The sequence below is a fragment of the Phenylobacterium sp. LjRoot225 genome, assembly GCF_964252855.1.
Classification (GTDB): Bacteria; Pseudomonadota; Alphaproteobacteria; order Caulobacterales; family Caulobacteraceae; genus Phenylobacterium.
The window spans coordinates 1,535,970-1,562,563 of sequence record NZ_CAXUPL020000001.1; the positions used below are offsets into that span (position 1 = coordinate 1,535,970).

General features: G+C 69.5%; 23 protein-coding genes. 11 read left to right on the plus strand and 12 right to left on the minus strand.

Going from position 1 to position 26,594, the window contains the following annotated elements; all coding sequences use genetic code 11:
* The first annotated feature begins 62 nt into the window (after positions 1-62).
* On the plus strand, positions 63-2,375 hold the full coding sequence (locus ACSQ2B_RS07330; RefSeq protein ID WP_436048627.1) for a TonB-dependent receptor: 2,313 nt from the start codon (positions 63-65) through the stop codon (positions 2,373-2,375).
* Between the two features lie 156 nt (positions 2,376-2,531).
* Entirely contained in the window at positions 2,532-4,703 is a 2,172-nt protein-coding gene (locus tag ACSQ2B_RS07335) for a M3 family metallopeptidase (protein ID WP_436048628.1), read from the plus strand.
* A 6-nt stretch (positions 4,704-4,709) separates the two neighbouring features.
* Here ACSQ2B_RS07335 and ACSQ2B_RS07340 read toward each other — a convergent pair whose 3' ends face one another.
* Positions 4,710-5,171, minus strand: coding sequence for a LysR substrate-binding domain-containing protein (locus ACSQ2B_RS07340; protein ID WP_436048630.1), 462 nt, complete (start codon positions 5,169-5,171; stop codon positions 4,710-4,712).
* A 43-nt stretch (positions 5,172-5,214) separates the two neighbouring features.
* Here ACSQ2B_RS07340 and ACSQ2B_RS07345 point away from each other — a divergent pair, with 43 nt between their 5' ends.
* Together ACSQ2B_RS07345 and ACSQ2B_RS07350 are read left to right on the plus strand one after the other, a co-directional pair.
* The gene (locus ACSQ2B_RS07345) at positions 5,215-5,406 is read left to right on the plus strand and encodes a hypothetical protein (RefSeq protein WP_436048632.1); all 192 of its coding nucleotides are present in this window, start codon (positions 5,215-5,217) and stop codon (positions 5,404-5,406) included.
* 85 nt (positions 5,407-5,491) lie between these two features.
* On the plus strand, positions 5,492-5,773 hold the full coding sequence (locus ACSQ2B_RS07350; protein WP_436048633.1) for a hypothetical protein: 282 nt from the start codon (positions 5,492-5,494) through the stop codon (positions 5,771-5,773).
* Here ACSQ2B_RS07350 and ACSQ2B_RS07355 read toward each other — a convergent pair.
* Positions 5,712-6,494 carry a metallophosphoesterase gene (locus tag ACSQ2B_RS07355; RefSeq protein WP_436048634.1) on the minus strand — a complete coding sequence of 261 codons (783 nt, stop codon included), beginning with the start codon at positions 6,492-6,494 and terminating at the stop codon, positions 5,712-5,714. The genes ACSQ2B_RS07350 and ACSQ2B_RS07355 overlap by 62 nt on opposite strands.
* 5 nt (positions 6,495-6,499) lie before the next feature.
* Positions 6,500-7,315, minus strand: a complete 816-nt coding sequence (locus ACSQ2B_RS07360) for a hypothetical protein (protein WP_436048636.1) — start codon at positions 7,313-7,315, stop codon at positions 6,500-6,502.
* A gap of 213 nt (positions 7,316-7,528) precedes the next feature.
* Between ACSQ2B_RS07360 and ACSQ2B_RS07365 the strand changes: the two genes are divergently transcribed.
* Positions 7,529-8,380 carry an SDR family NAD(P)-dependent oxidoreductase gene (locus ACSQ2B_RS07365; RefSeq protein WP_436048638.1) on the plus strand — a complete coding sequence of 284 codons (852 nt, stop codon included), beginning with the start codon at positions 7,529-7,531 and terminating at the stop codon, positions 8,378-8,380.
* Here ACSQ2B_RS07365 and ACSQ2B_RS07370 read toward each other — a convergent pair.
* Positions 8,322-9,761 (minus strand): APC family permease, encoded by a 1,440-nt coding sequence (locus ACSQ2B_RS07370; protein WP_436048639.1) that lies wholly within the window; start codon positions 9,759-9,761, stop codon positions 8,322-8,324. The genes ACSQ2B_RS07365 and ACSQ2B_RS07370 overlap by 59 nt on opposite strands.
* Positions 9,762-9,882: 121 nt before the next feature.
* The gene (locus ACSQ2B_RS07375) at positions 9,883-10,284 is read right to left on the minus strand and encodes a hypothetical protein (protein WP_436048640.1); all 402 of its coding nucleotides are present in this window, start codon (positions 10,282-10,284) and stop codon (positions 9,883-9,885) included.
* Between the two features lie 266 nt (positions 10,285-10,550).
* Between ACSQ2B_RS07375 and ACSQ2B_RS07380 the strand changes: the two genes are divergently transcribed.
* Positions 10,551-11,111: a cold shock domain-containing protein gene (locus ACSQ2B_RS07380; protein ID WP_436048641.1), complete on the plus strand. Its 561-nt coding sequence runs from the start codon at positions 10,551-10,553 to the stop codon at positions 11,109-11,111.
* Between the two features lie 148 nt (positions 11,112-11,259).
* On the opposite strand, the gene ACSQ2B_RS07385 is transcribed toward ACSQ2B_RS07380, so the two are convergent.
* Positions 11,260-12,219 (minus strand): isopenicillin N synthase family dioxygenase, encoded by a 960-nt coding sequence (locus ACSQ2B_RS07385; protein WP_436048642.1) that lies wholly within the window; start codon positions 12,217-12,219, stop codon positions 11,260-11,262.
* A 260-nt stretch (positions 12,220-12,479) separates the two neighbouring features.
* Here ACSQ2B_RS07385 and ACSQ2B_RS07390 point away from each other — a divergent pair, with 260 nt between their 5' ends.
* The 4 genes from ACSQ2B_RS07390 to bla all read left to right on the plus strand — a co-directional run bounded on the left by ACSQ2B_RS07390 (position 12,480) and on the right by bla (position 16,236).
* Positions 12,480-13,583, plus strand: coding sequence for a putative urea ABC transporter substrate-binding protein (locus ACSQ2B_RS07390; protein ID WP_436048644.1), 1,104 nt, complete (start codon positions 12,480-12,482; stop codon positions 13,581-13,583).
* Between the two features lie 50 nt (positions 13,584-13,633).
* Positions 13,634-14,455, plus strand: coding sequence for an ABC transporter permease (locus ACSQ2B_RS07395; protein ID WP_436048645.1), 822 nt, complete (start codon positions 13,634-13,636; stop codon positions 14,453-14,455).
* Positions 14,455-15,198, plus strand: coding sequence for an ABC transporter ATP-binding protein (locus ACSQ2B_RS07400; protein ID WP_436048646.1), 744 nt, complete (start codon positions 14,455-14,457; stop codon positions 15,196-15,198). Before ACSQ2B_RS07395 ends, ACSQ2B_RS07400 begins: the two co-directional genes overlap by 1 nt.
* Before the next feature lie 123 nt (positions 15,199-15,321).
* Entirely contained in the window at positions 15,322-16,236 is a 915-nt protein-coding gene (gene bla, locus ACSQ2B_RS07405; protein ID WP_436048647.1) for a subclass B3 metallo-beta-lactamase, read from the plus strand.
* A 29-nt stretch (positions 16,237-16,265) separates the two neighbouring features.
* Here bla and ACSQ2B_RS07410 read toward each other — a convergent pair whose 3' ends face one another.
* The 6 genes from ACSQ2B_RS07410 to ACSQ2B_RS07435 form a co-directional block, all read right to left on the minus strand.
* Positions 16,266-17,816: a glycosyltransferase family 39 protein gene (locus ACSQ2B_RS07410; RefSeq protein WP_436048649.1), complete on the minus strand. Its 1,551-nt coding sequence runs from the start codon at positions 17,814-17,816 to the stop codon at positions 16,266-16,268.
* Between the two features lie 139 nt (positions 17,817-17,955).
* Complete coding sequence (gene atzF / locus ACSQ2B_RS07415) at positions 17,956-19,728, minus strand: allophanate hydrolase (RefSeq protein WP_436048650.1); 1,773 nt, start codon at positions 19,726-19,728, stop codon at positions 17,956-17,958.
* Between the two features lie 19 nt (positions 19,729-19,747).
* Complete coding sequence (gene uca / locus ACSQ2B_RS07420) at positions 19,748-23,452, minus strand: urea carboxylase (RefSeq protein ID WP_436048651.1); 3,705 nt, start codon at positions 23,450-23,452, stop codon at positions 19,748-19,750.
* Positions 23,453-23,467: 15 nt separating this feature from the next.
* Positions 23,468-24,082, minus strand: coding sequence for an urea amidolyase associated protein UAAP2 (locus ACSQ2B_RS07425; RefSeq protein WP_436049605.1), 615 nt, complete (start codon positions 24,080-24,082; stop codon positions 23,468-23,470).
* An 11-nt stretch (positions 24,083-24,093) separates the two neighbouring features.
* A complete protein-coding gene (locus ACSQ2B_RS07430; protein WP_436048652.1) occupies positions 24,094-24,924 on the minus strand; it encodes an urea amidolyase associated protein UAAP1 in 831 nt (276 codons plus the stop codon).
* 16 nt (positions 24,925-24,940) lie between these two features.
* Positions 24,941-25,426, minus strand: a complete 486-nt coding sequence (locus ACSQ2B_RS07435; protein ID WP_436048653.1) for a CopG family ribbon-helix-helix protein — start codon at positions 25,424-25,426, stop codon at positions 24,941-24,943.
* A gap of 194 nt (positions 25,427-25,620) precedes the next feature.
* Here ACSQ2B_RS07435 and ACSQ2B_RS07440 point away from each other — a divergent pair, with 194 nt between their 5' ends.
* Complete coding sequence (locus ACSQ2B_RS07440; RefSeq protein WP_436048655.1) at positions 25,621-26,436, plus strand: MBL fold metallo-hydrolase; 816 nt, start codon at positions 25,621-25,623, stop codon at positions 26,434-26,436.
* Positions 26,437-26,594 lie beyond the last annotated feature (158 nt).

The window sequence follows — 26,594 nt, forward strand, 5'->3', positions numbered from 1 at the left end:
GCCGTGAAACGCTTCTTCGAACCGGAGCGCCGATCGCGCTCGCCTGCGGGCTGAGCTGCGCTGTGTTCGCGCCCAGCGCCGCCCAGGCCCAGGACACGCCCGCAGCCAGCGAAGCTGCACAGTTGGGCGAGGTGATCGTCACCGCCCGCCGCCGTAGCGAGAACCTGTCTCGCGTGCCGACAGCGATCACCGCCTTCAGCGGCCAGCAGCTGGTCGAACGCTCGATCCGGACGGACGCCGACCTGCAGATCGCCACTCCGGGCCTGACGATCCGGCAGACCCAGGGCAACAACAGCCTGACCTATTCCATCCGCGGACAGACTGCCGACACCTTCAGCGGCTCGCCGTCCGCCGTGGTCGCCTATCTGAACGAAGTTCCGCTGAGCATCTCGGCCGCGTCCTCCTTCTTCGATCTCGAAAATGTCCAGGTGCTCAAGGGTCCGCAGGGGACGCTGTTCGGCCGCAACGCCACCGGCGGCGCCGTGCTCTACAACTCGGCCAAGCCGACGAACGAGTTCTCGACGGCGTTCCGCCTGCGCGCCGGCAACCTGGATCTGAGGGAAGCCGAAGGCTCCATCAACATCCCGCTGGTGGACGACAAGGTGCTGTTGCGCGGCGCCTTCAACATCATCGAGCGCGACGGCTACATCCACGACCTGTTCAACGGCGACGAGAAGGGCATCATCCGTCGTCAGAGCGGCCGCGTGACCCTGCTGGTCAAGCCGACCGAGAAGATCGCCAACGCCAGCATGTTCCAGTATTCACATGCCGGCGGCACCAACACGGGCGCCTCCTACGTCTATAACGTCTACCCGTGCGGAGCGACCAACAACGGGGCGACCCTGAACTGCGCGGCCGCGGCCCTCTATGGGCCGCAACTGGACGGAATATTCGGTGCGGGGGCCTGGGCCGCCTATCTGGCCGCACACCCCGGCGCCTATGCGCCGGGAGTCCTCGCCTACGTCGACGAGCAGCGTCGGCTCGGCCCCTACAAGACCAACTATGTCGGAGGTTCGCGCCACCAGGGCAACGACTGGATGGCGACCAACACCACCACCGTCGACCTCTCCGACAATCTGCAGTTCAAGAACATCTTCGGCCTGTCCCGCTCCTGGTATCGCAGCGAACAGGGCGGGGTGGGCGCGCCCTACGGCATCTTCCTGAGCCGCAACCTGGCGACCGGCGAGAACGGCAACCATCTGCTCGCCAAATCCGTCTCGGAAGAGGTGCAGCTGCAGGGCAAGGCGTTCGACAACCGGCTCACCTGGATCATCGGCGGCTACTTCCAGGATCAGAAGGTCGATATCAGCTGGCCGCAGAGCTATTTCGACCTGTCGCCGGTGCTGCCGGCGGCGAATGTCACCTCGGCCTATCGAACCCAGAACAAGACCGAGGCCGTGTACGCCCAGGGCACCTATGACCTCGGCGACATCACCGGCGTCGACGGCCTGCGCTTCACCGCCGGCCTGCGCTACACCTGGGAGCACGTGAAGTTCCGGCACATCGCGGGCTCCAGCTTCTTCGGCGCGCCGGCGCAATCGGAAGACTTCAGCGACCCCAGCTGGGAGGTTGGCCTCGAATACCAGGCGACGCCCGGCCTGCTGACCTATCTGAAGACCCGCGGCAGCTTCCGCAGCGGCGGCTTCAACGGCGCGGCCCCGCCGGTCGACGACGACGCCACCGGCGGCGGCAACCGCTTCAAGTCCGAACACACCCAGGATGTCGAAGCCGGGCTGAAATACCGCGGCGAGGTGATGGGGCGGCCGGCCTCGCTGAACGTCGCGGCCTTCCACCAGTGGATCCAGGACATCCAGCGCGTCGAATTCCCGGCGGTGCCGGGCGGCTCGATCGCCGTAACCGTGAATGTGCCGGCGGCGCGGATCTACGGGCTGGAAGTCGACTCCTCGATCATGCCGACCGCCTGGCTCGAGATCGGCGCGTCGGGCTCGCTGGTGAAGAGCAAGTTCACCAAGCCCGACGTGACCCTGTTCGGCCAGGCCTTCAGCTACGGGCCCTTCCCGGACACGCCGAAGGCCTCCGGCGTGCTCTACGGCGTCGCCACCGTGCACGACAGCGAGGCGGTCGGCCGCGTCAGCCTGCGCGGCGAGGTCTACGCCCAGACCCACGTCTTCTTCTCCAGCTCGGCGAATTCGCTGACGCCCGGGACCAAGCTGCCGGGCTACGCCTTGGTGAACGGCCGCTTCGGCTGGGACGATATCGGCGGCAGCCGGGTCTCGGCCGCACTTTGGGCGAAGAACCTGTTCGACAAGGCCTATTTCACCGGCGGCATTCCGCTGGGCGCCTCGCTTGGCACGAACAACGCCGCCGTGGGCGAACCGCGCACCTACGGCATGGAGATCTCGGCGAGATTCTAGGTCTTGGCTTTGACGCGAAAGGGCCGGCGCGATCTCGCGCCGGCCCTTTTTGCGTCGTAGAAGACCGCTTCCCCGCCCACCTCTCGCGGTTGCGCCGCGGCGAATGTTACGTCAAATGTGACGCCGCCCGGCGTCGCCCGGGCCAAGGAGTCCTTGATGCCTTTCGTTCGTTCGCTTCTCCTGGGCGCCGCCGCCTGCGCGCTCGCCGCCGGCGCGACTGCAGCCGCCCCCAAGGCCAAGCCCGCCATGACCCACGCACACCAACCGGACGCCACAGCCGGGGCGATCTTCGCCGAACCAAGCCCGCTCTTCCTGCAGGCGCCGCAGTTCGACAAGATCAAGGAAGCCGACTTCAAGCCCGCCCTCGAAACCGGCATGGCGCGGCAAAAGGTCGAGATCGGCAAGATCGCCGACGACCCGGCGGCCCCCACCTTCGACAACACCCTGGCGGCCATGGAACGGTCCGGCCGGATGCTGGAGCGGGTCAACCTGGTGTTTGACGCCCTGACCAGCGCCAACACCTCTGACGGCCTGCAGAAGATCGAGACGGAGATGTCGCCGAAGCTGTCGGCGCACCGCGACTGGATCTACCTGAACCCCAAGCTGTTCGCCCGCGTGCAGAGCCTGTACGAGCGCCGCGACAGCCTCGGACTGAACCCAGAACAGCAACAGCTGCTGAAGATCACCTATCAGGACTTCGTCCAGGCCGGCGCCAAGCTCGCGCCGGCGGACCAGACCCGGCTGAAGGCGCTCAACGCGCAGGTGGCGACGCTGGAGACAGCCTTTCGGCAGAAGCTGCTGGCGGCCGACAAGGCCGGCGCCCTGGTCGTCGACGACAAGGCCAAGCTGGCCGGCCTGAGCGCGGAACAGATCACCGCAGCCGCGTCGGCGGCCGAGGCCCGCGGGCTGAAGGGCAAATGGGTCCTGGTGCTGCAGAACACCACCCAGCAGCCGCTGCTGCAGGATCTGGCCGACCGCAGCGTGCGCGAGCAGCTGTTCCAGAAGGCCTGGACGCGCGCCGAACAGGGCGACGCCAACGACACCCGCGAGACCATCCTCACCCTCGCCAAGCTGCGCGCCGAAAAGGCCAAGCTGCTCGGCTATCCGAACTATGCGGCCTATGTGCTCGAGGACCAGATGGCCCAGACGCCGGCGGCCACGGAGAGCTTCCTACGCCAGCTGTCGCCGGCCGCCCGCGCGCGCTCCGTGGCCGAGGCCGCCGAGAACCAGAAGATGGTCGAGGCCGGCGGCGAGAGCTTCCAGCTCAAGCCCTGGGATTGGGACCGCTATTCCGAACGGGTCCGCAAGGCCCGCTACGACCTGGATGAGGCGGAGGTGAAGCCCTACTTCCAGCTCGATCGGGTTCTGAAGGACGGGGTCTTCTTCGCCGCCGGCCAGCTCTACGGCCTGACCTTCAAGGAGCGTACGGACCTGCCGGTCTATCAGCCGGACGTGCGGGTGTTCGAGGTGCATGAGCAGGACGGCTCGCTGCTCGGCATGATCTATTTCGACTTCTTCAAGCGCGACAACAAGTCGGGCGGCGCCTGGATGAGCAACTTCGTCAACCAGTCGAAGCTGATCGGGACCAAGCCCGTCGTCTACAATGTCGAGAACTTCACCAAGCCGGCGGCCGGCCAGCCAGCGCTGATCTCGTTCGACGACGTCACGACTCTGTTCCACGAGTTCGGCCACGCCCTGCACGGCCTCTTCGCGGACCAGACCTACCCCAGCATCTCCGGGACCAACACCGCCCGGGACTTCGTCGAATTCCCCAGCCAGATCAATGAGAACTGGGCGCTCGATCCGAAGGTCCTGAAGAACTACGCCGTCCACTACAAGACCGGCCAGCCCATTCCCCAAGCCCTGGTCGACAAGATCAAGGCCGCCTCGAAGTTCAACCAGGGCTACACGATGGGCGAGTTGATCGCCGCCGCAGAGCTCGACATGCAGTGGCACCAGCAGACCGCCGGCGCGACGCCTACGGACGTCGACGCCTTCGAAACCCAGGCGCTGAAGACCGCCGGCGTCGACTTCCTCGACGTGCCGCCGCGCTATCGGACGAGCTATTTCCGGCACATCTGGAGCAACGGCTATTCGGCCGGCTACTACGCCTATCTCTGGACCCAGATGCTGGCCGACGACAGCTACCAGTGGTTCGTCGATCACGGCGGGATGACCCGGGCCAACGGCCAGCGCTTCCGCGACCTGATCCTGTCGCGCGGCCACACCCTCGACTACGGCCCGATGTTCCGCGCCTTCTACGGCAAGGATCCCGACATCGCGCCGATGCTGGAGCACCGCGGGCTGGCGGCGGGTCACGAGAAGTAGGGCTCCCTAAGCCCCGAACGCCTCCCAGAGCGCCGTCGCCACCGGGCCTCTGGGGGCCTCGGCGCGGCGGTAGAGGAAGATGTCGTGCTCGGAGCGGCCCTGCCCCTGGCGGTCGACGGCCTTCAGCCGCCCGTCGCGCAGCGGCGTCTCGACGAGATGCGCCGGCAGGGCGCCCCAGCCGAGCCCGGCCAGGATGAGCTCGGCCTTCATGGCGTGGCTGCTGACCCGCCAATAGCGGCGTCCCTCGACCACCCCGAACGAGCGGGAGGCCGGCGCGAAGTCGGAGGCGACGATCTGCGGCAGCGCCAGGGCCGCGGCCTCGTCCAGGTCGGCGCGCACGACGGTGGCGAAGCCCAGCCGCCCCACCCGGCGATGCTCCATCAGGTCCAGGCCTGCGCTCGACGGCGGCATCAGCAGCAGCGCCAGATCCGCCCGCCCCTCCGCCAGGGCGGCGATCGGCCCGTCCACCGGCCCTTATGACGGACAGCCCGCGGCGGCGGGAAATGGCGCCATGACGGCGCTGAAGCTTACGAGCCGCGCCCTCGTTGACACGGTCTACGCCACGGCGCTCGCGGCGGGCGGCAAGGACGAAGGCGCGCCCGGCGTGCGCGGCCCGGGTCCCGACGGCTTCTATGGCGCCTACTTCCGCGACCTCGACGGCAACAAGATCTGCGTCTTCATCTACGGGCCCGCCGACGCCTGAGACCCGCGCCCTCAAGGTTTCTCGGGAGCCACTCCGCCCCCTTAGCCGTTTGTGGAATGGGGACGACATCGCGAGCGAGGACGATATGAGGGCGCGCGACGTTCGGGCGATCGCATTCTGCATTGCGACCACGGCGGGCCTGCTGGCCGCGGCCGTGGTCATCACCCAGAGCCTGCTGGCCGGCCTGGTCCTGACGGCGGCCTACGACGCCTGGCTGCTGAGCCGGCCGCGGATGGTCCGGCTGTTCCGACGGCTGCGCGGCGACCCGGGCTGGGACGCCTACTTCGACAATGGAACTTCGCGGGTCAGGCGGCCGCGCGAGCCTGGAAGAGGTGCACCGTCTCCCCGTCCAGCCGAGCGCCCGTGAGGACCCCCGTGGCGTAGGCGCCGGTGTCGAGGCCGAGACGATGCTCGAGGATCTGCGGGTGTTCGCTCTGCCAGGTGTGGCCGTGGACGATGAGCCGCTCGAAGGGACCGGGCGCGTCGACGAAGCCGCGCCGGATCCACAGCAGCTCGGCCTCCGTCTGGGCGGCGAGCGGCCGGTCGGGCCGGACGCCGGCATGGACGAAGGCGTAGTCGCCGACGAGGACCATCAGCTCCAGCTCGCCCAGGAGCTGCAGGTGCGAGGCGGGCAACTGGTCGAGCAGGGCGTCGCGCGCCTCGCGCCAGGCCTGGGGTCCGGCGCCCGCGTCCGGCGGCGCGACCCCGTAGGAGACGAGCGTCTGAGCCCCACCATAGTCCAACCACGCCTGCCCCTGTTCCGGCTCCTCCAGGAAGCCCAGGAGCCCCTGCTCGTGGTTGCCCTTCAGCAGCCGCAGCATGAGATCTCCACGCCGCTGCAGCCAGACCAGGGCCTGCAGCACCTTGGCCGAGTCCGGTCCGCGGTCGATGTAGTCGCCCAGCAGGACGAGCACGGGCGTACGGCCTCTCGCCTCGACGGCCGCGTCGGCGGCGATCTGGGCGAGCGCCGACTTCAGGAGGTCGTAACAGCCGTGAATGTCGCCCAAGGCGTAGATCAGCTGGCCTTCCGTGCCGCGGGCGCGGGGCGGCGGCGCCGGGCGCGCCAGCTCGAGGGCGTCGGCCGCCACGCCCATCACCACTGCGCCGCCAGCTGGGTGCGCCGGTTGCGGGATGAGGGTTGGGCCGAAGCGTCGGCCACCTGGCGTCGCGCCGCCATCCGTTTCAGCTCGCCGGCCATGTCGTTGTATCGCGTGGCGACCATGCCGGGCTGATCCGACGCGCGATGGCGCAGCCGTTCCCACTCATTGCGATAGTCGACCACCACGCCGCGCGGGACATCGGCGCGGATCGCGGCGGCGTAGGCCTTCCGCAGGCGCGCATCGGCCTCGATGAGCGGGGACGTGCGCGCCGTCCGCGTCGGCGCAGGCTTCCGAATGGAGGCTTTCCGGGCGGGGCTCCTGTAGGTCGAAGCCCTGCCGGCCGCGACCTTTTGGGCGGAGATCTTATGGGCCTTCACCGGCCGCGGCGGCGAAGCGCTCGCCACCGCGATCGGACCTGCGGCGGGCTTTGCGGCTGGACCTGCGGTCGAGGTCGGGACGGCGGCCACGGCGTGCGACGGATCGACCGCAGGCGGCCCCGCCGCGAGCGGTCTCAGGCTCGGCGCCGGCGCGGCCGCCTGGACGGGCCTTTCAGGTTCCGGGCCGCGTGCGAACCAGGCCCCGGCGGTGACCCCGACGAACGCCGCGGCGACCATCGCGCCCAGCGCCGCAACCCGGCCCTGGCCACGCTGCGGGACGCCGCGCGCCTGATCGCCACGTCGCGCGAACCGCAGGCGCAGGCGGCGGTCGCTCGGCGACGGGTTCGGGAAGATGGCCTCCAGGTCCTCGGCGACGGCGCGGGCCAGCGGAGCGGCCAGACCCGCCGAGCGGGTCACGTTGGGCGTCGCCATGCGGCGCATCTCCGGCGCCGAAGGGGAACCGTCATGATCTCGATTTGGGTGCGCCGGCCGCGCGGAGGCTGCGCCGCCCGCGCCGCGACGGCGCGATGACGCTTCGGGGATCAAGTCTCCTGCCCCACCCGACATGTACAAGCGCCTCCGCCGCCCTTGTCCCAGCCGCCGGCCTCTGCAAGCCTCGCCATAACAAAAAGGCGGGAGTGCGGCGTGACGGAGATCGCAGGACGCGTGGCGCTGGTGACCGGCGGTGGAAGCGGCATCGGCCGAGGCCTGGCGCTCGCCCTGGCGGCGGAGGGAGCCTCGGTGGTGGTCGCCGACATCGCCGAGGGCCGCGCCGCCGAGGTCGCCGCGGAGATCGGCCAGGCCGGCGGCTCTGCGATCGGGGTCGGCTGCGACGTGTCGGATCGTGCGTCGATCCAGGCGATGAAGGCCAGGGCGGAGCAGGCCTTCGGAACCGTCACGCTGCTGTTCGCCAACGCCGGGGTGACGGCCCTGCAGCCGCTGGCCGAGATGTCCGGCGGCGACATCGACTGGATCCTCAACGTCAACCTGCACGGCGTGGCCGACTGTCTGCACGCCTTCCTGCCGGGCATGATCTCGGCGGGCGGCGGCCATGTGACGGCGACGGCCTCGATGGCGGCCCTGATCCCCGAATGGCTGCCAACCCACGCCCCCTATGCGGCCGCCAAGGGCGGGATCATCGCCATGATGCTCAACCTGCGCCACGAGCTCTCCGAGCGCGGCGTGGGATGCACGGTGCTCTGCCCGGGCGGCGTGGCGACCCGCATCGCCGAATGCCAGACCGTGCGACCGGATCGATATGGCGGGCCTTCCGAGGCCGGCGTCATTCCGCCGACCTCGGTGCACATGGCGGACCTCTATTTCCGCCCTGCTGACGAGGTAGCCCAGATGACGCTGCGTGCGGTGCGCGCCAACCGGCCCATGGTGCTGACCGAGGGCTGGCGACGGGAGTTCTTCATGCGCAGCTACGTCGGCGCCGTCATGCAGGCCTTCGACGACGCCGACGCCTTCGACCGCGAGCGGGCGCCGGCGGGCTGAGGTTCGAGCCCGATCTGACCAGAACCGCGTCCGGATCGAAGGGCGTCCCGCCGCCATCCAGGCCTCTCCTGGTGAGCGCGTAGAGCCCCAGGATCATCGCGATCAGCGTCCCGGCTACGGCGAGCGCCCGCCAATCGTTCTGGCGCACCTGCCCCACGATCATCAGCAGGCAGACCGCCGCCCCCAGGGCTGGAACGAAGATCGGCGCGTTGAAACAGCCCGGGAGGTCGCCCTCCCGGCGCTTGAGGATGATCAGCGCCCCATTCACCAGGGTGAAGACAAACAGCAGCAGAAGCACGGTCGCCGCCGCCAACTGTTTGATATCGCCCACGAACTGCAGAGAGACGACGACCACGAGCAGGACGCCGATCGCCACATGGGGTGTCTGTCGGCCGCCGTGCACGACGCCGATCGCACGGGGGAGAAGCCCTTGCCTGGCCATCCCGTAGAGCATGCGCGAGCCCATGACGTAGTTGACCAGGGCGGTGTTGGCGACGGCGGCGATGGTGACGAAGGTGAACCCGATGGCCGGGAACCACGGGGCCGCGCGTTCGACGACGAGCTTGAGCGGGCCAGGGGCCGCCGCCAATTCCCGCCACGGCGCGACGGACACCGCGGTGATCGCCACCGCCATATAGATCAGCGAGACCAAGACCATCGCGCCGATCAGCGCCACCGGGATGGCCCGCTCCGGACGTTTGACCTCCTCGGCGACATTGAGCATGTCCTCGAAGCCGAGGAACGAGAAGAAGGTGAGGACCGAGCCCTGGAGCACGAGGCTCGCGCTCAGGCCTCCCGCCGAATTCGCCAATCCCAGGGGCGTCTCGAACAGGTCCGCCTGGCCCCAGTAACGGAGGCCGACGGCGACGACGAGCAGCAGGCCCAGGGACTCGACCAGGGTGCACAGGGCGTTGGCCCACAGGGACTCGGTGATCCCGCGATAGACGATGGCGCTGACCAGCAGCAGGAAGCCGATCGCGAGCAGGGTGACTTCCGCAGGCTCCCCGGCGATCGTAAAGCCCAGGTCGAAGCCTAAGAGGGTGTTGAGGTTTACGGCCACGACCTTGGCCTGGGTCGCGATCGACGAAAGCCCCGAACAGACGACCGTGAGACCGATCAGATAGCTCAGCCAAGGCGCACGGTAGGCCCGCTGGGTCGCATAGGCGGCCCCTCCGGCCCTCGGATAGCGCGAGGCGATCGAGGCGTAGCTGACGCCCGTCAACAGGGCGGCGACCATGGCCACGAGGAAGGCCATCCACACCGCCGCGCCCATCACGCCTGCAGCCTTGCCGACCAGGCCGTAGATGCCTGCGCCGAGCATCGAACCCATGCCGTACAGCATCAGCTGAACGGGCCCGATCGTGCGCTTGAGCTCAGTCATTCACAGGCCGCTCAGCGGTCGTCACCGGGCGGTGTCCGGCGCGCCGCGCGCTCACCTTACACGGCGGCGGAGAACCTTGCGCTCGGCTTCCTGCGCGCGCGGGCGAGTGCGCCCACCCGCCTCAGGGTTTGGCGGGTGGCTTGGCTGGCGGCTTGGCGGCGGCGGCCGGCGCCGCCGGCGGGAAGGACTTCTGGGCGGCGTCGAGCTCGCGAAGCGCGCTCACCAGGATCGGGCCGCAGCGCTGAGCCTCCGCAGCGAGGGTTTCGCGGCTCATCGAGGCGGCCACATCCTTCAGCTTCACGCCGAAATTGTAGCTGGGGTCGTCCGCCTTCACCCGCCCGGCGAAATAGATGACGCCGGCCTGGGCGGTGCGGGCCTTGGCCTCGTCCTTCGAGGAGGTCAGCGCCGCCATGGTCATCAGGCAGCGGGCGTCAGCCGGGGCGGCGCCCGCGGACGCCGCGGCGGCGGCCGGCAGCGGCGACAAGGCGAGACCGGCGCAAATGGCCAGGGCGAGTGGGCGCATGAACCGCCTCCTTCAGAAACACGTCGGACGGACGAGATAGAGCAAACCGCCGGGCGCGCCCAGGATCCGACGGTGGGGCATATGGCGGTCGAGCACGGCGGGTCGAGGTCAGGAAGGTGACCATTCCAAGGAGGCCCGGCCCGAAGCGGCCCCGCCGGGCGCTCGCGAGATGTTGATCCCGCTGAAAGCCCAGAGCGTCCAAGGTCCGCAAATCACCACGTGGTTCGGGTCCATGCGGGCGCGGACGGCGCCAGAAGGAGTGGCGAATGCAAATTCCCCTGCAGATCACCTTCGAAGGCGGGCTGGCGACCAGCGAAGCGCTGCGCCGCCGGATCGAGCGGGAGGCGGCCAAGCTCGAGCGCTTCCACGACCGGATCACCTCCTGCCGCGTGGCCGTGACCGGCCGCGCCGGGCGAAGGCGGCACGGCGATCTCTACGCGGTGCGGCTGCAACTGACAGGACCGGGCCTTGGCGACCTGGTGATCGACCGCAATCCGCCGGCGGACCACGCCCACGAGGACGCCTTCGTCTCGGTGCGCGACGCCTTCGCCGCCGCGCGGCGGCGGCTGCAGGATCGCCACCGCCGCATCGTCGGCCAGGTGAAATCCCACGAGGAGCCGCCGCGGGCCCGGGTCAGCCGGCTGTTCGCAGACCAGGGCTATGGTTTCCTGGAGAGCGACGGCCGCGAGATCTATTTCCACCGCAACGCCCTGGTGAACGGCGACTTCGATCGCCTGGCGGTCGGCCGCGAGGTCCGCTTCTTCGAAAGCGAGGGCGAGAAGGGCCCGCAGGCCTCGACGGTCCACGTCGTGCGGGCGCACGCGTGAGCTAGGGAGAGCGGACAGGCCGCAACGCCCCCTCCGTCTCGCTACGCGAGCCACCTCCCCCGCTGCGCGGTGGAGGATCTGGGCCGTAGATGCTCCACCGCGCAGCGGGGGAGCTGTCAGCGAAGCTGACTGAGGGGGCGTTCGGCGCTCAGGCCGGCAGGTTCTCGCGGCGAGGGGCGAGGTAGCGGAAGGTCTTCACCGTCTGGGCCCAGAGGTGTTCGCCGCACACCACCCGGCCGAAGCGGGCCGGCCGCTCAGGGGTGACGAACTGGGCCGCGGGTTCCACCACCGTCCAGTAGTCGCAGGCGGCGAAGAAGGGGAAGGAATAGCGTTCCTCGGTTACCTTGCGGACTCGATGGGCGGTCGCGCGGAAGACGCCGTTGGTCCAGACCTCCAGCATGTCGCCGATGTTGACGACGAAGGCGCCCGCGACCGGCGGGGCGTCGATCCATTCGCCCGCCCCGTTGCGCACCTCCAGGCCGGGCGCGGTGACCTGCAGGACGGTGAAGAACTCATAGTCGGTGTGGGCGCCGATCCCCTGCTGGTCGCGGGCGTCGGCGTCGTAGGGATAGTGGACCAGCCGCAGCTGGCTGGGCGGGCGCTCAAGGTGCGGGTCGAAGTGGTCCTCCGGCAGGTCGAGCGCCAGCGCAAAGCCGCGGAACATCCGCCGGGCGAGCTCGGCCACGGCGTCGTAATAGGCCGAGACCGCCGGCCGGAAACCGTCAAGCTCCGGCCAGAGATTGCCGCCCAGCATCGGCGCCTCGCCCGCCGCCTCGGGCAGGTCGAGGTTGACGTCGAAGGCCTCCTTCTTGTCGACCTTGCCGGCCTCGAACACCTCCTCGCCCTCGGGCACATAGCCGGAGTGGTTGGTCGAGCGGCCGATGTAGCCGGCCATCTTCTGATCCGAGGACAGGTCGAAGAACCGCGCCGCCGCGGCGCGCACGCCCTGGCTCACGGCCTCCGGCACGCCATGGCCGGTGACATAGAGGAAACCCACCTCGCGGGCGGCGCGGCCGATCTCCGCGGCCACCGCCCGGCGATCGGCCAGATCGGCCGAGGCGAGCCCCGCAATGTCGATGACGGGGATGGTCCGGAAGTCGGCGGCCACGACGGTTCCTCGCTCTTCGGTATTACGAACCCCGATTTTCGTAACACCAGGGCGAGCGGCGGGGACGGCTGGCGCGCCTGTCGTGCAGACGACCTGGCGAACTGACCGCCTATTCGTCTCTCCGGCCTTGGGGCGCCCACAAATTCGGCGCCGGCGCGGGAGACTCGCCGTAGCCGCTTGCGAGGCTTGGATTATTACGAACTCCCCAGTTAGTAATAACGACGCCGGCTTGGACGCGCCGGTTCGAGAAGGGGATCGCGATGCATCCGTGGCTGAAAACGATGGGGGTCGCCGCGGCGACCGCGGCGGTGGGCCTGAGCCTGGCCAGCTGCAGCAAGCCGGCGACGAACGAGCAGGCCGCTGCGCCGGCCGCCGCCGACAAGGAGTACCAGATCGGCTGGACCATCTATGCGGGGTGGATGCCGTGGCCCTACGCCCAGCAGGCCGGCATCGTCCAGAAGTGGGCCGACAAGTACAACGTCAAGATCAAGCTGGTTCAGATCAACGACTACGTCGAGAGCCTGAACCAGTTCACCGCCGGCAAGCTCGACGGCGTCACCTCCACCAATATGGACGCCCTGACCATCCCGGCCGCCGGCGGCCGCGACTCGACGGTGGTGATGGTCGGCGACTACTCCAACGGCAACGACGGCGTGGTGCTGAAGAACGGCAAGACCCTAGCCGACATCAAGGGCCGCTCGGTCAACATCGTCTCCAACTCGGTCTCGCAATACCTGCTGGCGCGCTGCCTCGAGAACGCCGGCATGAAGACGTCCGACGTCAAACTGGTGAACACCTCCGACGCCGACATGGTCTCGGCGTTCGCGGCGCCCGGCTCCAACGCCATGGTCACCTGGAACCCGATGCTGATGGAGATCAAGAAAGCCCCGGGCGCCAGCGAGGTCTGCGCCTCGACCAATATCCCGGCCGAGATCGAGGACATGGTCATCGTCTCGACGGACGTGCTCAAGGCCAACCCCAACCTGGGCAAGGCGCTCGCCGGCATCTGGTACGAGACCATGTCGATCATGACCAAGGACGACGCGGCGGGTAAGGCGGCGCGCGAAGCCATGGCCAAGCTCTCCGGCACCGATCTCGCCGGCTTCGACGCCCAACTGAAGACCACCTTCCTCTACGCCGACCCGAAGGCGGCCGAGGCCTTCACCAAGAGCCAGCAGCTGGTCGACGCCAACGACAAGGTGCGGAAGTTCAGCTTCGAGAACGGCCTCTTTGGACAAGGGGCCAAGTCGGTCGACGACATCGGCATCGAGTTCCCGGGCGGCAAGATCCTCGGCAACCCGCAGAACGTGAAGCTGAGGTTCGACCCGACCTATGTGTCGGCCGCCGCGGCCGGCACGCTCTAACGCTCTAGCCCGACAGTCTCCAAGCCTCCCTCCCCGGAGAGACCGCCCCCATGCCCCGATTGCTGAATGTCCGGCCGCGTGGGGGCGGTCGCCTTTTGCTCGGCCTGGTCCCGATCCTGATCGTCCTGCTGGTCTATCTGGCCGGCTCGACGGCGCGGCACGCAGCCAACCCGGCCGACAAGATCCTGCCGACCTTCGGCGCCATGGCCGACCAGATCCGGGTGATGGCCTTTCACGTCGATCCGCAGACGGGTCAGGTCCCGCTGGTCGCCGACACCCTCGCCAGCCTCAAGCGGCTCGGCTCGGGCATCGCGCTCGCCGCCGGGACCACCTTGGTCCTGGGCCTGGCGATCGGCCTCCTGCCCGTGGTGCGCGCCGGTCTCGGGCCGCTGGTCGCCACCATCGCGGTGATCCCGCCGATCGCCGTCCTGCCCATCCTGTTCATCGTCATGGGCCTGGGCGAGGCCTCGAAGATCGCCCTGATCTTCGTCGGCCTGACGCCGTTCATGGTCCGCGACCTGGCCTCGTCGGTCTCCGCCATTCCCGAAGAGCAGCTGGTCAAGGCCCAGACGCTGGGCGCCAACACCTGGGTGGTGGCGCTCAGGATCGCCCTGCCCCAGGCCCTGCCACGGCTGATCGAGTCCTTGCGCTTCTCGCTGGGCCCGGCCTGGGTGTTCCTGATCTCCGCCGAGGCGATCGCCGCCGACGTGGGCCTCGGCTACCGGATCTTCCTGGTCCGGCGTTATCTCGCCATGGACGTCATCCTGCCCTACGTCGCCTGGATCTCGCTCCTGGCCGTCCTGATGGACTGGGCGCTGATCTCGCTAAGCCGCACCGCCTTCCCATGGGCCCATCCCAAGAGGATCCGCTGATGAGCGTACTGTCGTTCCGCGACGTCTGGGTCGAGTACGGCGAGAAGATCGTCCTGGAGAAGGTCTCGCTCGACGTCGCCGAAGGCGCCTTCGTCTCCATCGTCGGCCCCTCGGGGGCGGGCAAGAGCACCTTCCTGCGCCTGGTGCTGGGCCAGGAGGCCCCGAGCCGCGGCCGCATCTACCTCGACGACGAGCCGCTCTGCCCCGAGCCCGGCCCCGACCGCGGCGTGGTCTTCCAGCGCTATTCGGTCTTCCCGCACATGACGGTGCTGAAGAACGTGATGTTCGGCGTGCAGTGCAAGGGCAAGTCCACGAACGTCCGCGAAGAGGCCGTCGAGATGCTCCGCCACGTGGGCCTGGGCGACAATCTCGACGCCTATCCGGCGGCGCTTTCGGGCGGCATGCAGCAGCGGCTGGCCATCGCCCAGGCGCTGATCACCCATCCGCGCATCCTGTTGCTGGACGAGCCGTTCGGCGCGCTCGACCCCGGCGTGCGGCTCGACATGCACGAGCTGATCACCACCCTCTGGCGCGAGCACGGCCTGACCATCCTGATGGTCACCCACGACATCAAGGAAGCCTTCAAGCTCGGCACCCGGGTGATCGCCATCGACAAGCGCCGCAAGGACCCCCAGGCCCCGCACCGCTACGGCTCGACGGCGGTCTACGACTTCCCCCTCGACAAACCGAACGCGGCGATCCGCAAGGAGCTGGAGAAGATGGTCGGCGAGGCGGCGGCCTGAGGGGGACGCGGTCCCCCTCTCGCCGCGCGTTGCGCGGGGGAGGTAGAGAGGCCGGCTAGACGGCTTGACCACGCGAGGCGGCGCGGGGGATCGTCCGCCCCCATTCCGCCGGGAGCGACCTTGATGAAGCGCTGGATATCGGCCGCCACGATCGCCCTCGCGGCCCCGCAGGCCGTTGCGGCGCAACCCGCGCCGGACCCGCTGACCGCGCCCATTCCCTCGTCGCGCGCGGCGGACTGGATGAAGCCGCAGACGCCGCTGAGGATCTGGGGCGACACCTACTATGTGGGCCTTGGCGGCCTGAGCGTCGTGCTGATCAAGAGCGACGCCGGTCTGATCCTGATCGACGGCTCCATGCCGCAGTCCGCGGCCATGGTGGAGGCCCACATCCGCCAGCTCGGCTTCCGGGTCGAGGACATCAAATACATCCTGGTCACCGAACCGCATTTCGACCACGCAGGCGGCGTCGCGGCGATCGCCCGCGACAGCGGCGCGACGGCGGTCGCCAGCCCGGCCACCGCCAAGGCCCTGCGCGCCGGCGCTGCGAACCCCGACGATCCGCAATACGGAAGCCTGCCGGCCTTCCCAGCCGTGACCCGGGTCCGCGAGATCGGCGACGGACAATCGGTGCGGCTTGGGCGCGTCACGGTCACTGCCCGGTTCACCCCGGGGCACACGGCGGGGAGCACCAGCTGGACCTGGACCTCCTGCGAGACCGGCCGATGCCTGAACATGGTGTTCGCCGCCAGCCTCAACCCGGTCTCTGCAACCGGTTTCCGCTTCAGCGACATCGCGGCCCACGGCGACCTCCCCGCCGTCTTCAGGCGCAGCCGGGCGCGCCTCGCGGCCCTGCCCTGCGACGTTCTCGTCTCCGCCCATCCGGACAACTCCGGGGCGGATCTGAAGCTGAAGGCCCTGCAGGCCGGTCGCACCCCCAACCCGTTCATCGATCCGGGCGCCTGCCGCGCCTACGCCGCAAAGGCCCAGGCGCTCTTCGCGGCGCGGATGGCCAAGGAGAAGGCCGAGCGGCCAGGCTGACGAAGGGCGCTAAGGACTGTCCGGAGCCGCTACCCCCTGCCGGCCTCGCACTGGGACGCCCCGACAAGCCGTTTCCCAGGCTTGATCCGCCACCGGGTGATCACCAGCGACTTCCTCGGCTGGAAGGTCCCCGCGAGGTCCTCGGGATCAGCCAGGCTGGCCAACAACGGCGAGGGATCATTCAGATCCCCGCGCACGACCGTATAGAGCTCTCCGGCGCAGGCGATGATGTTGGGAAGCTCCGACGCCGATACGGGGTTTGGTCTCGGCATGTCGACCGTCCACCACTCCGGAACCTTCAGCGTCATAAGTTCCAAGGGACACCCTGGCTCCGGGCAGTATCTGTCCAGGGACATCCCGGTCGGCGGATTGTTGGCGACGACGATCGCCGTCGGATCCGCTTTGCGTATTTCCGCGACGATCTGGCGATAGGGCTCGGGATCGGGCCGCCTGGCGTAGGCGCGAGCGCCCGACAGGTTCAGCAGGAAAACCAGGCCGAACAGCACGACCCCCACGGCGCGGATGCGGATCGAGGTGACGCCGATGGCGACGGCGATCAGAAAGGGCGCCACCGCCCAGAAGAAGGCCCGGGGCAACATGACCGGCGTGATCATGCTCAGCGCGAACAACAGCGTCGGCGCGCCGATCGCGCAGAGGGGCAGGACCAGGGACGCCCTGCGCCGATGCAGCCACATCATGTAGCAGAAGGCCGCCAACATGGCCGTCGCGGCCAAGACGACGTTCAGGGTCGGACCACCCGGGCCGTAGCTTTTGAGCACCTGATTGATCGCGACCCTGAGCGTGGGTCGTTCGATCCAAGCGATGTTTGCAGGGTGCTGAACCTGCCAGAGGGTGATCGACAGCCACCAGGCGTAGGCGGCCAGCACGAGGGTGTTCGCCGCGATCCATTCCAGCCATAGAGCCGGCCGCGCCTTGCGGACGAAGATGAGCCAGGCCAGGACCCAAAGGCTTGCGATCGCCGGATAGAGCAGAAGCATGGTGTGGGAGTAGAGGGCGGCCGTACACCCCGCCGCATAGAGCCCGAGCCATGCCCAGCGCGCCCGGTTTCGCTCGGCGTCACAGAAGTTGATCAGGCCCAGGAGCGACACCAGGGCGGCGAGCTGAGCCTGGCCGTAGCCGCGAATTTCCAGGCTGTATTGGATTTCCGCGGGCGATACCGCGACAAGGGCGGCCGCGGCGAGGCCCGCCCAGGGTCCGGAGAGCCTGTCGCCCAGGACATAGGCCAGGGCGATCGAAGCGCAGCCATAGAAGATCGAAGGTATTCTGAGCGAGAGATCCGAGCCGCCCGCGATCTGGATCCAGGCCTTCAGGGCCGAGTAGAACAGAGGCGGGTTGGTCTCACGCCGCATCCAGTCGGACCATAGGTGGGACCACGGCTGCTCGGCGAACCTGACCGATGCCACCTCATCGACCCAAAGCGAGTGCGGCAGGGCCAGGATCCTGATGGCGAGGCCCGCCAGGATGATCGCCAGGCAGATCGCCGGGGCCCAACGGGAAAGCGGCGCAACGAGCCGCGCGGCGAGACCCTGCCGTTCGAACGCGATCCTGTCGTGCGGCATGGGTTCCAGCGTTGGCTTGGGCGGGATGACGGCGTCGACCTGGCGTTCGCCGGCTTGTCGCGGCTAGCGTCAGCGTAATAGCCCTGATCGGACGGCAGCGCTTTGTCCAGTCCCGGCCAGGCGAAGCGATCCCCCCACGCTATCGTTGCGCGATATATGCCCGCCAGCCGCCGAGCGCCGTGATGTCCTGGGCGCCGTCGATGGCGCGGGGCTCGGCGACGAAGCCCTTCACCTGGCTGCCGTCCTCCAGGGTCACCGTTCCGATGGCCAGCGGCGCCGGCACCTCGACGACGAAGGAGCCGAAGGCCGCCACCGGCAGCTCGTAGACCTCGACCTCGATCTGGCTCCCCTCGCCGCCCGCATGGATCAGCGCCGGCTTGGGCGGGGTGGAGTTGGCCATGGCGTAGAGCCTGTAGGCCGGCGCCGTGCGGGTCCGCGCCAGCAGCCTCGCCTCACGCGAGGTCAGCTGCCAGTGCAGCGGCATGCCGGCGAGGTGGGCGCCGACCACGGCCAGCTTTACGGTCTCGGGACGGCCCTCGAGGTCGAGCGGCGGGGCGTCAGGCATCGGGGCGATCTCCACATAGCGGCGGGCCAGGTCCAGGAGCGCGGTGTCGGCGAAGGCCGGCCCGATCAGGGTCACCCCGAAGCCGGTCCCGTTCTCACGGAAGCCGGCCGGGACGGCCACGGCGCTCATGTCCAGCAGGTTCACGAAGTTGGTGTAGCGGCCGAGGTTGGCGTTGAGCGCGACCGGCTCGGCCATCACCTCGGCGACGCGATAGATGGTGGGCGCGGTCGGCAGCAGCAGGACGTCGATCCCCTCCCACATCTGCTCGGCGACGCGGGCGTAGGCCTGCATCTCGTACATGGCCTTGAAGGTGTCGACGGCGCTGTAGGCCAGGCCGCCCTGCAGGATGGCCCGCACCGTCGGCTGAATGGCGCCGGGATTGGTCTTCAGGAGCTCCTCGACCGCCGCGGTGCGCTCGGCGACCCAGGGGCCGGAGTAGAGCAGCTGGGCGGCGGCCAGGAAGGGCTCGATGTCGACCTCGACCGGCGTCCCGCCCATGGTTTTCACCCGCTGGACGGCGGCCTGGAACATCGCCTCGGCCTGGGCGTCGCCCATGAAGATCTGCTGCTCGGGCTTGGGCAGGCCGAAGCGGAAGCTGGCGGGGATCGCCGTGGCCGCGCCGGGATCGCTGCGCGAGTAAGGGTCGGTCGCGTCGAAACCGGCGGCGACCGAGTCCACCAGGGCCGCGCCGGCCACGTCGCCGGCGAAGACGGTGATGCAGTCGATCGAGCGGCAGGCCGGGACCAGGCCGGTGGTGCTCCAGCGGCCCTTGGTCGGCTTCAGGCCGATCAGGTTGTTGAAGGAGGCCGGCACCCGGCCGGAGCCTGCGGTGTCGGTGCCGAGCGCGAACCCGACCAGGCCGGCGCCCACGGAAACGGCCGAACCCGAGCTGGAGCCGCCGCTGACATAGGCGCGGTTGAAGACGCACTCCGGCGCGCCGTAGGGGCTGCGCGCGCCGACCAGGCCGGTGGCGAACTGGTCGAGGTTGGTCTTGCCCATCATGATCGCGCCGGCCGCCTCCAGTCGCGCGACCACGGTGGCCGAAGCGTCGGGCCGGTAGGCGAAGGTCGGACAGGCCGCCGTCGTCGGCACGCCCGCCACGTCGATATTGTCCTTCACCGCGAAGGGCACGCCGGCCAGCGGCAGGACCTCGCCGGCGGCGATGCGGGCGTCGACGTCGCGGGCGCGGGCCAGGATGGCCTCGGCCCTGGGCCGCTCGATCCAGGCGTGGGCCTGGACGGCGTCATAGGCTTCGATCCGCTCGAGCGCCTCGCGGGCGACCGTCTCGGCCGTGCGCCGGCCGGCCTGAACCTCGGCGGCGATCTCGGTGACCTTAAGGACAGGCATCAGGCGAGCTCCGGCTCCGTCAAATGGGTTCGATGGCGATCATCGGGGCGCCCGCGGCGATCGCCTGGCGCTCGGCGGCGTAGACGGCGCGAACCACCCCGGCCTCGGGACTGGCGACGTCGCACTCGGTCTTCATGGCCTCGATGACGGCGATGACGGCGCCCTTCTCGACCCGGTCGCCGGGCTTCACCAGCATCTTCCAGACGCTGCCGCCGAGCGGGGCCTCGACCAGCTCCGCGCCCTCGGGAACCTCGATGGCCTCGGGCGCGGCGCCCGCGTCGACCTCTTCAGTGAGGGCCGCTACCCGGTCGAACTCGCCTCGGGCCTGCCAGTCGGCGCGCTCGGCGTCAAAGGCGGCCTGACGCGTAGCCTGGAAGGCGCCGATGCTGTCGGCGTTGTCGGCCAGGAAGCTGCGGTATTCCGAAAGCCGGAAGGTTTCCTGCTCGACTTCGATCTCGCGCCGGCCGAGCGGGAAGTCGCGCCGCCACTCGGTCAGCTCCTCGGCGGAGACCGGGAAGAACTGCACCTGGTCGAAGAAGCGCAGCAGCCAGGGCTTGCCGTCGGTGAAGGCCTTGGTCTGCCGCCAGGTGTTCCACACCTGGATGGTGCGGCCGAACAGCTGGTACCCGCCCGGCCCCTCCATGCCGTAGATGCACATATAGGCGCCGCCGATGCCCACCACGTTGGGCGGGGTCCAGGTGCGGGCGGGATTGTACTTGGTGGTCACCAGCCGGTGGCGCGGATCGACCGGGGTCGCCACCGGCGCGCCGAGATAGACGTCGCCCAGGCCCATCACCAGGTAGCGGGCGTCGAAGACGATGCGGCGCACGTCCTCTTCCGACGAAAGCCCGTTCACCCGGCGGATGAACTCGATGTTGTCCGGACACCAGGGGGCGTCGTCGCGAACCGAGGCCATGTATTTGTCGATGGTCTCGTAGATCGCCGGGTCCTTCCACGAGAGCGGCAACCGCACGACCCGCGACGGGATCTCGAAGTCGTCGAGTCCGCCCAGCCGTTCTTCCGCGTCGGCGAGAGCTTGCAGCAGCTTGGCCTGGCTGAGGATGCGGCTGTCGTAGTGGATCTGCATCGATCGTATGCCAGGCGTGATGTCGATCACCCCTGAGAGGTCCATCGCCTGCAATTCGAGCATCAGGGCATGCACGCGCAGCCGCAGCTCCAGATCCAGCACGATCGGCCCGTACTCGACCAGCAGGTTGCGGTCCCCCTGCCGGCGGTAGACGACCTCCGGGCGGTGGTCGTGAGCGGCGATGCGGCCGAGGATGGGGGAGAATCGGCCTGCGCCGAACGCCCCCTCCACCGCTTCGCGGTCCCCCTCCCCCGCTGCGCGGTGGAGGATCTGGGCCGAAGATGCTCCACCGCTTGCGGGGGAGCTGTCAGCGAAGCTGACTGAGGGGGCGTTCGGCGCATCCGCCACACCGGCGATCATTGCATCCTGCGCCTGCTCCGCCGCCACCGCCGTCGCATCGTCCACCGCCTCAAACCGCACCGTATCGCCCGGCGCGAGCTGGCCCGCCTTCCAGAGGTCGGCCTGGATCACCACGAAGGGGCAGACGAAGCCGCCGAGCGAGGGCCCGTCGGGGCCCAGGATGATCGGCAGGTCGCCGGTGAAGTCGACCGCGCCGATGGCGTAGGCGTTGTCGTGGATGTTCGACGGGTGCAGCCCGGCCTCGCCGCCGTCGCGCCGGGCCCACTCGGGCTTGGGGCCCACGAGGCGCACGCCGGTGCGATTGGAATTGTAGTGCACGCCCCAGTCGGTCGCGCAGAAGGTCTCGATGTCCTTCGCCGTGAAAAAGTCTGGCGCGCCGTGCGGGCCGTAGAGCACCCGCAGGGTCCAGGCCTTGGCGATCTGCGGACGCAGGCCCGCCGGCAGGGCCGTGGTCTTCTCGGCGACCGCCGTCGAAAGGTGCAGCACGTCGCCGGCAGCCAGCGCCCTCCCCGCATGGCCGCCGAAGCCGCCGAGGGTGAAGCCGGCGCGGCTGCCCAGATAGGCCGGCACGTCGAAACCGCCGGCGACCAGCAAATAGGCGCGCAGGCCCCCGCCCTTCACCCGGCCGAGCTTCAGGGTCTGGCCGGCGGCCACCTGGAACGGCGCATAGGGGGCGACCGGCTGGCCGTCGAGACTTGCCTCAAGCTCGGCGCCCGCCAGGCAGGCGGTGGCCGGGGCGTTGAACACCAGGCTGGGACCGAGGCCGGTGATCTCCAGCCCCGCCGCGCCCTCGTCATTGCCGAGCAGCCGGTTGCCGAGGCGCAAGGACAGGGCGTCCATCGGCCCGGACGGCGGCACGCCCACATCCCAGTAGCCGAGCCGGCCGGGGTAGTCCTGCACCGTGGTCGAGGCGCCGCCGCTCAGCACCCGCACCGTGCGGCCGCGGTAGGGCAGTTCCGACAGCACCCGGGTCGAGACCTGGCCGGTGACGAAGGCCTCGCTGCGGGCCACGTCGCGCAGCCAGCCGAGGTTGGTCTCAAGGCCCGCCAGCCGGGTCGCGTCGAGCGAGCCCTGCAAGGCGGCCACCGCCTGCTCGCGGGTCGGCGCGGTGACGATCAGCTTGGCCAGCAGCGGGTCGTAGAAGGCGCTGACCTCGGTCCCGGCCGCCACCCAGCCGTCCACTCGCGCCGCGGCCGGGAAGCTGACCTCGGTCAGGACGCCGGAGCTCGGCCGATAGTCCTGGCCCGGGTCCTCGGCGTAGAGGCGCGCCTGGATCGAGGCGCCCTTCGGCGCCGGGAGCGGCGTGTCGAGAAAGCTGAAGTCGCCGGCTGCGCCGCGGACCATCCATTCCACAAGGTCGACCCCGGTGACCTGCTCGGTCACCCCGTGCTCGACCTGCAGGCGGGTGTTCACCTCGAGGAAGAAGAAGTCGTCGCGCTCGGCGTCGTAGAGGAACTCCACCGTGCCGGCCGAGCGGTAGTTCACGGCCGTGGCCAGGTCGGTCGCGGCGTTGATCAGGGCCGCGCGAGTGATCGGCGGCAGATGCGGCGCCGGCGTCTCCTCGATGACCTTCTGGTTGCGCCGCTGCAGCGAGCAGTCCCGCTCGCCAAGCGCGACGACCCTGCCCTGGCCGTCGCCGAACACCTGCACCTCGATGTGCCGGGCGCGGCGGACGTAACGCTCCAGGAAGACCCCGCCGTCGGAGAAGTTGGTGCCGGCGAGGCGTGCGACCGCGGCGAAGGCTTCGGAAAGCCCCGCCTCGTCCTCGCAGACCCGCATGCCGATGCCGCCGCCGCCGGCGGTGGCCTTGAGGATCACCGGATAGCCGATGACCTCGGCGGCCTCGCGCGCGGCCTCGGCGTCGGTCAAGAGGTCGGTGCCGGGCGCCAGCGGCACGCCATAGGCCTGGGCCAGGTCGCGGGCGGTGTGCTTCAGGCCGAAGGCGCGGATGTTGTCGGGCGTCGGGCCGATGAAAGCGATGCCCGCCGCCTCGCAGGCCTCGGCGAAGGCGGTGTTCTCGGAGAGGAAGCCATAGCCTGGGTGGATCGCCTGGGCGCCCGTCGCCTTGGCCGCGGCCAGCACCGCCTCGACGTTGAGGTAGCTCTCGGCCGCCGGCGCGGGACCCAGCCGCACCGCCTCGTCCGCCTGGCTGACGTGCAAGGAGCCCGCGTCGGCGTCGGAGAAGACCGCGACGGAGGCCACGCCCATCCGGCGAAGCGTGCGGATGATCCGGCAGGCGATGGCGCCGCGGTTGGCGATCAGGACCTTGGAAAACACTGAGGCGCCTCGTCGTCAGCCGGCGATGACCATCCGCACCGGCGTCGGGTTGAAGCCGTTGCAGGGGTTGTTGATCTGCGGGCAGTTGGAGACCACCGCCACCAGGTCCATCTCGGCGCGGATATCGACGAAGAGGCCGGGCGCGGAGATGCCGTCGACGATGCCCAGCGCCCCGTCCGCCTCGACCGGCACGTTCATGAACCAGTTGATGTTGGAGACCATATCGCGCTTGCCGCGGCCGAAGCGGGCGTTGCCCTGCAGGAAGTTCTCCACGCAGGCGTGCTGGCTCTTGGTGTGGTGGCCGTAGCGCAGGGTGTTGCTCTCGCAGGAACAGGCCCCGCCGATGGTGTCGTGGTAGTCGACCGCGGTGGTGGTCACCACCGCCATCGGCCGGCCCTCGTTGGACATCAGCACCGAGCCGGCGCGCAGGAAGATGTTCCCCTGGGCGGCGATGGTGTCCTGGGCTGAATAGCGTTCGGCGTCGTCGTTTTCCGCGTACATCAGGAAGTCGACGGCCTGGTTGCCTTCGAGGTCGACGATCCGCAGCGTCTGGTCGGCCTTGACCACGGCGGTCCAGGGGGCGCGGGCCGGCACGACCTCGTCGAGGACGATCGGGCCGAGATCGGGCATCTTGGGCGAGCTCACCGGTGCAGGTCCTCTTCCACGTTCTGGAAGGCCCTGAGGCCCTCGGGCGTCGCATTGCGGATGGGATCGCTCTCAGGCGTCGGCTCGCCGCGCCAGGCCAGCGCCCGGGCCGGCGTCACCGCGTAGTCGGCGCGCGGGTCCAGCACGTGCGGGCAGTTGGCCAGCACCACGATCACGTCCATTTCGGCGCGCAGGGTCACCTTCCGGCCGGCCGCATAGGGGCCGGCGTTGAACCGCGTGGATCCGTCGTCGGCGATGCGCACGCCCTTGAACCAGTTGATGCAGGGATGGATGTCCTTCCGCCCCAGCCCGAACTTGGCTGTCGCCAAGAGGAAGCGGTCGCGGGCGTTGGGGTGCGGACCCCAGTTGTCGCCCTCGCCGTACTTGCGGGCGTTGGAAGCGGCGTTCGAGGCGCCGCAGAAGGCGTCGTGGGCGCCCGCCGTGTCCTCGACCAGGCTCATCAGCACCTTGCCCATGTCGGAGAGCAGCAGGCTGCCCGCGCCCAGGTAGGCGTTCCACTGCACCTTCTGAGTGTCGGCGACGTTCAGCCGCTCCACCGGACGCTCGGCGTTGAACACCAGCATGGAGAGGCAGGCGTCGCCGTACAGGTCGACCAGCCGCAGGCGCGCCCCGCGGTTCAGCCGCTTGGCCGCATAGCCGCCGGCCGCGAGGGTCTCGGCCCACAGCATGGCCTCGGCCGCGACGCCCTCGGGACGATCCTCGGCGGCGCTCGCCGGGACCGTGGGCATGGCTTCGACGCGGGTTCCCGCCATGGCGCGGGCGTGGGCGCGGGCGCCGGCGGGGTCGGCGGTTGAAAAGTCGGTCATCGAGCCAATTCCTTCGTCACGACTGGCCTGACTGCAGCGAACCTGGGCTCTCCTCGCCGCCATGGGCGTGCAGCGGCGGCAGCAGCGCGGTGGTGGTGACGAGCTTGATCTGCTGGACGCCGCGGATCTTGCGCAGCCGGTCGCAAAGCGCGTTCAGCCGCTCGGATGGGCCCTGCACCAGCAGCACCTCGAGCGACTGGTCATCCTCCAGGAAGACGTGCTGCGAGGAGATCACCTCCTTGAGGAAGTCGCACTGGGCCTCCGCCAGAGCCTGGCGCACCCGCCCGCGCTCGGCCCGGTAGATCAGGGTGAGCGTGCCGGCCAGGACCGCGCCAGTCACGCTCTCGCTATGCTCGGCCAATTCGTGGCGGATCAGCTCGGAGATCATCTGCGACCGGCTCGGCAGGCCGCGCTCGGCGACCATGGCGTCGAGCTGGGCGAGCAGCTCCGCCGGCAGGCTGACGCTGAGGCGCGCCAGCTGGGAAACGGTGTCGGAAGTCATCAGCCGACCCTGCTTCGGTATTACGTTTTCGTCAAATCGTAATACCGGACCCGCCGACCCTGGCGGCCCCATGGCCGATCTTTTGGGCGTTCGGCGCGCGCAGGCGCCCAAAGCCCGGGCGCCGCATCCGGCGGCTGTCCGGACCGCCGTCAGGGACTTTCGCCGCCGCCCGTGGAGGCGACAGCGCTGGGGGCATGTCGCACGCCCATCCCGCCGACGACGCGCCAAGCCTGCCCATTGCAGAACGGTGGTTCGAGCATCGCCAGATCGACGCGGACCTTACGCTGCTTTGGGAGCCGCACGTCCATCCCCTGCTCCGCTGCAACATCTGGCGTCTGCGCGGCCGCGACGCCGACCTGCTGGTGGACAGCGGCCTGGGCCTGGCCAGCCTGCGCCAGGCCGCTCGCGAGCTGTTGTCCGCCGACGTGCTGGCGGTCGCCACCCATGTGCACAGCGACCACGCCGGCGGGCTGCATGAGTTCGACCACCGGCTGGTGCACGCCGCCGAGGCCGAGGCTCTGGCGCGCGGCGAGGACAGCTTCCCGCTGGACGCGGCGGCCTATCCGCCTGGGGTTCGCGCGGCCTTCCGGGCGATCGGCTACGACATCGAGGGCGGCCTGCTCACGGCCGCGCCGCATCGCGGCTTCGACGCCCGCCGGCACGTGCTGAAAGGCTGTGAGCCGACCCGGCGGCTTGCGGCCGGCGACGTCGTCGACCTTGGCGACCGCGCCTTCGAGGTCCTGCACCTGCCCGGCCACTCGCCCGGCAGCATCGGCCTGTGGGAGGCGAAGACCGGCATCCTGTTTTCCGGCGACGCGGTCTATGACGGCCCCCTGCTCGACCAGCTGCCGGGCTCGGACATGGACGCCTATGCGCAAACCATGCGCCGGCTGCTGGAGCTTCCCGTCACCGTGGTCCACGCCGGCCACGATCCGAGTTTCGGCCGCGAGCGGTTGCACGACCTGGCGCGGGGATATCTGGCGCAGCGCGACCAGGCCGGGGCTCGTTAAGAGCGCATTTCGGCGAAAGGGGATCCGGTTCGCCACCAGAAATACGCTCAAGCTTTTGATTCTAGGCTACGAATCAGCGGCCGGGCGATTCCGCCGACCCCAATGCGCCCTAACGGCGTTCAAGCGTTTGTGTCTTGTCAGCGTAAGGGACGGATTAC

Coding starts and splice junctions, on each gene's coding strand:
- ACSQ2B_RS07335 (WP_436048628.1), top strand. CDS start 2,532: ATGCCTTTCGTTCGTTCGCTTCTCCTGGGCGCCGCCGCCTGCGCGCTC.
- ACSQ2B_RS07345 (WP_436048632.1), top strand. CDS start 5,215: ATGACGGCGCTGAAGCTTACGAGCCGCGCCCTCGTTGACACGGTCTAC.
- ACSQ2B_RS07350 (WP_436048633.1), top strand. CDS start 5,492: ATGAGGGCGCGCGACGTTCGGGCGATCGCATTCTGCATTGCGACCACG.
- ACSQ2B_RS07360 (WP_436048636.1), bottom strand. CDS start 7,315: ATGGCGACGCCCAACGTGACCCGCTCGGCGGGTCTGGCCGCTCCGCTG.
- ACSQ2B_RS07370 (WP_436048639.1), bottom strand. CDS start 9,761: ATGACTGAGCTCAAGCGCACGATCGGGCCCGTTCAGCTGATGCTGTAC.
- ACSQ2B_RS07375 (WP_436048640.1), bottom strand. CDS start 10,284: ATGCGCCCACTCGCCCTGGCCATTTGCGCCGGTCTCGCCTTGTCGCCG.
- ACSQ2B_RS07380 (WP_436048641.1), top strand. CDS start 10,551: ATGCAAATTCCCCTGCAGATCACCTTCGAAGGCGGGCTGGCGACCAGC.
- ACSQ2B_RS07390 (WP_436048644.1), top strand. CDS start 12,480: ATGCATCCGTGGCTGAAAACGATGGGGGTCGCCGCGGCGACCGCGGCG.
- ACSQ2B_RS07395 (WP_436048645.1), top strand. CDS start 13,634: ATGCCCCGATTGCTGAATGTCCGGCCGCGTGGGGGCGGTCGCCTTTTG.
- ACSQ2B_RS07400 (WP_436048646.1), top strand. CDS start 14,455: ATGAGCGTACTGTCGTTCCGCGACGTCTGGGTCGAGTACGGCGAGAAG.
- bla (WP_436048647.1), top strand. CDS start 15,322: ATGAAGCGCTGGATATCGGCCGCCACGATCGCCCTCGCGGCCCCGCAG.
- ACSQ2B_RS07410 (WP_436048649.1), bottom strand. CDS start 17,816: ATGCCGCACGACAGGATCGCGTTCGAACGGCAGGGTCTCGCCGCGCGG.
- atzF (WP_436048650.1), bottom strand. CDS start 19,728: ATGCCTGTCCTTAAGGTCACCGAGATCGCCGCCGAGGTTCAGGCCGGC.
- ACSQ2B_RS07425 (WP_436049605.1), bottom strand. CDS start 24,082: ATGCCCGATCTCGGCCCGATCGTCCTCGACGAGGTCGTGCCGGCCCGC.
- ACSQ2B_RS07430 (WP_436048652.1), bottom strand. CDS start 24,924: ATGACCGACTTTTCAACCGCCGACCCCGCCGGCGCCCGCGCCCACGCC.
- ACSQ2B_RS07435 (WP_436048653.1), bottom strand. CDS start 25,426: ATGACTTCCGACACCGTTTCCCAGCTGGCGCGCCTCAGCGTCAGCCTG.
- ACSQ2B_RS07440 (WP_436048655.1), top strand. CDS start 25,621: ATGTCGCACGCCCATCCCGCCGACGACGCGCCAAGCCTGCCCATTGCA.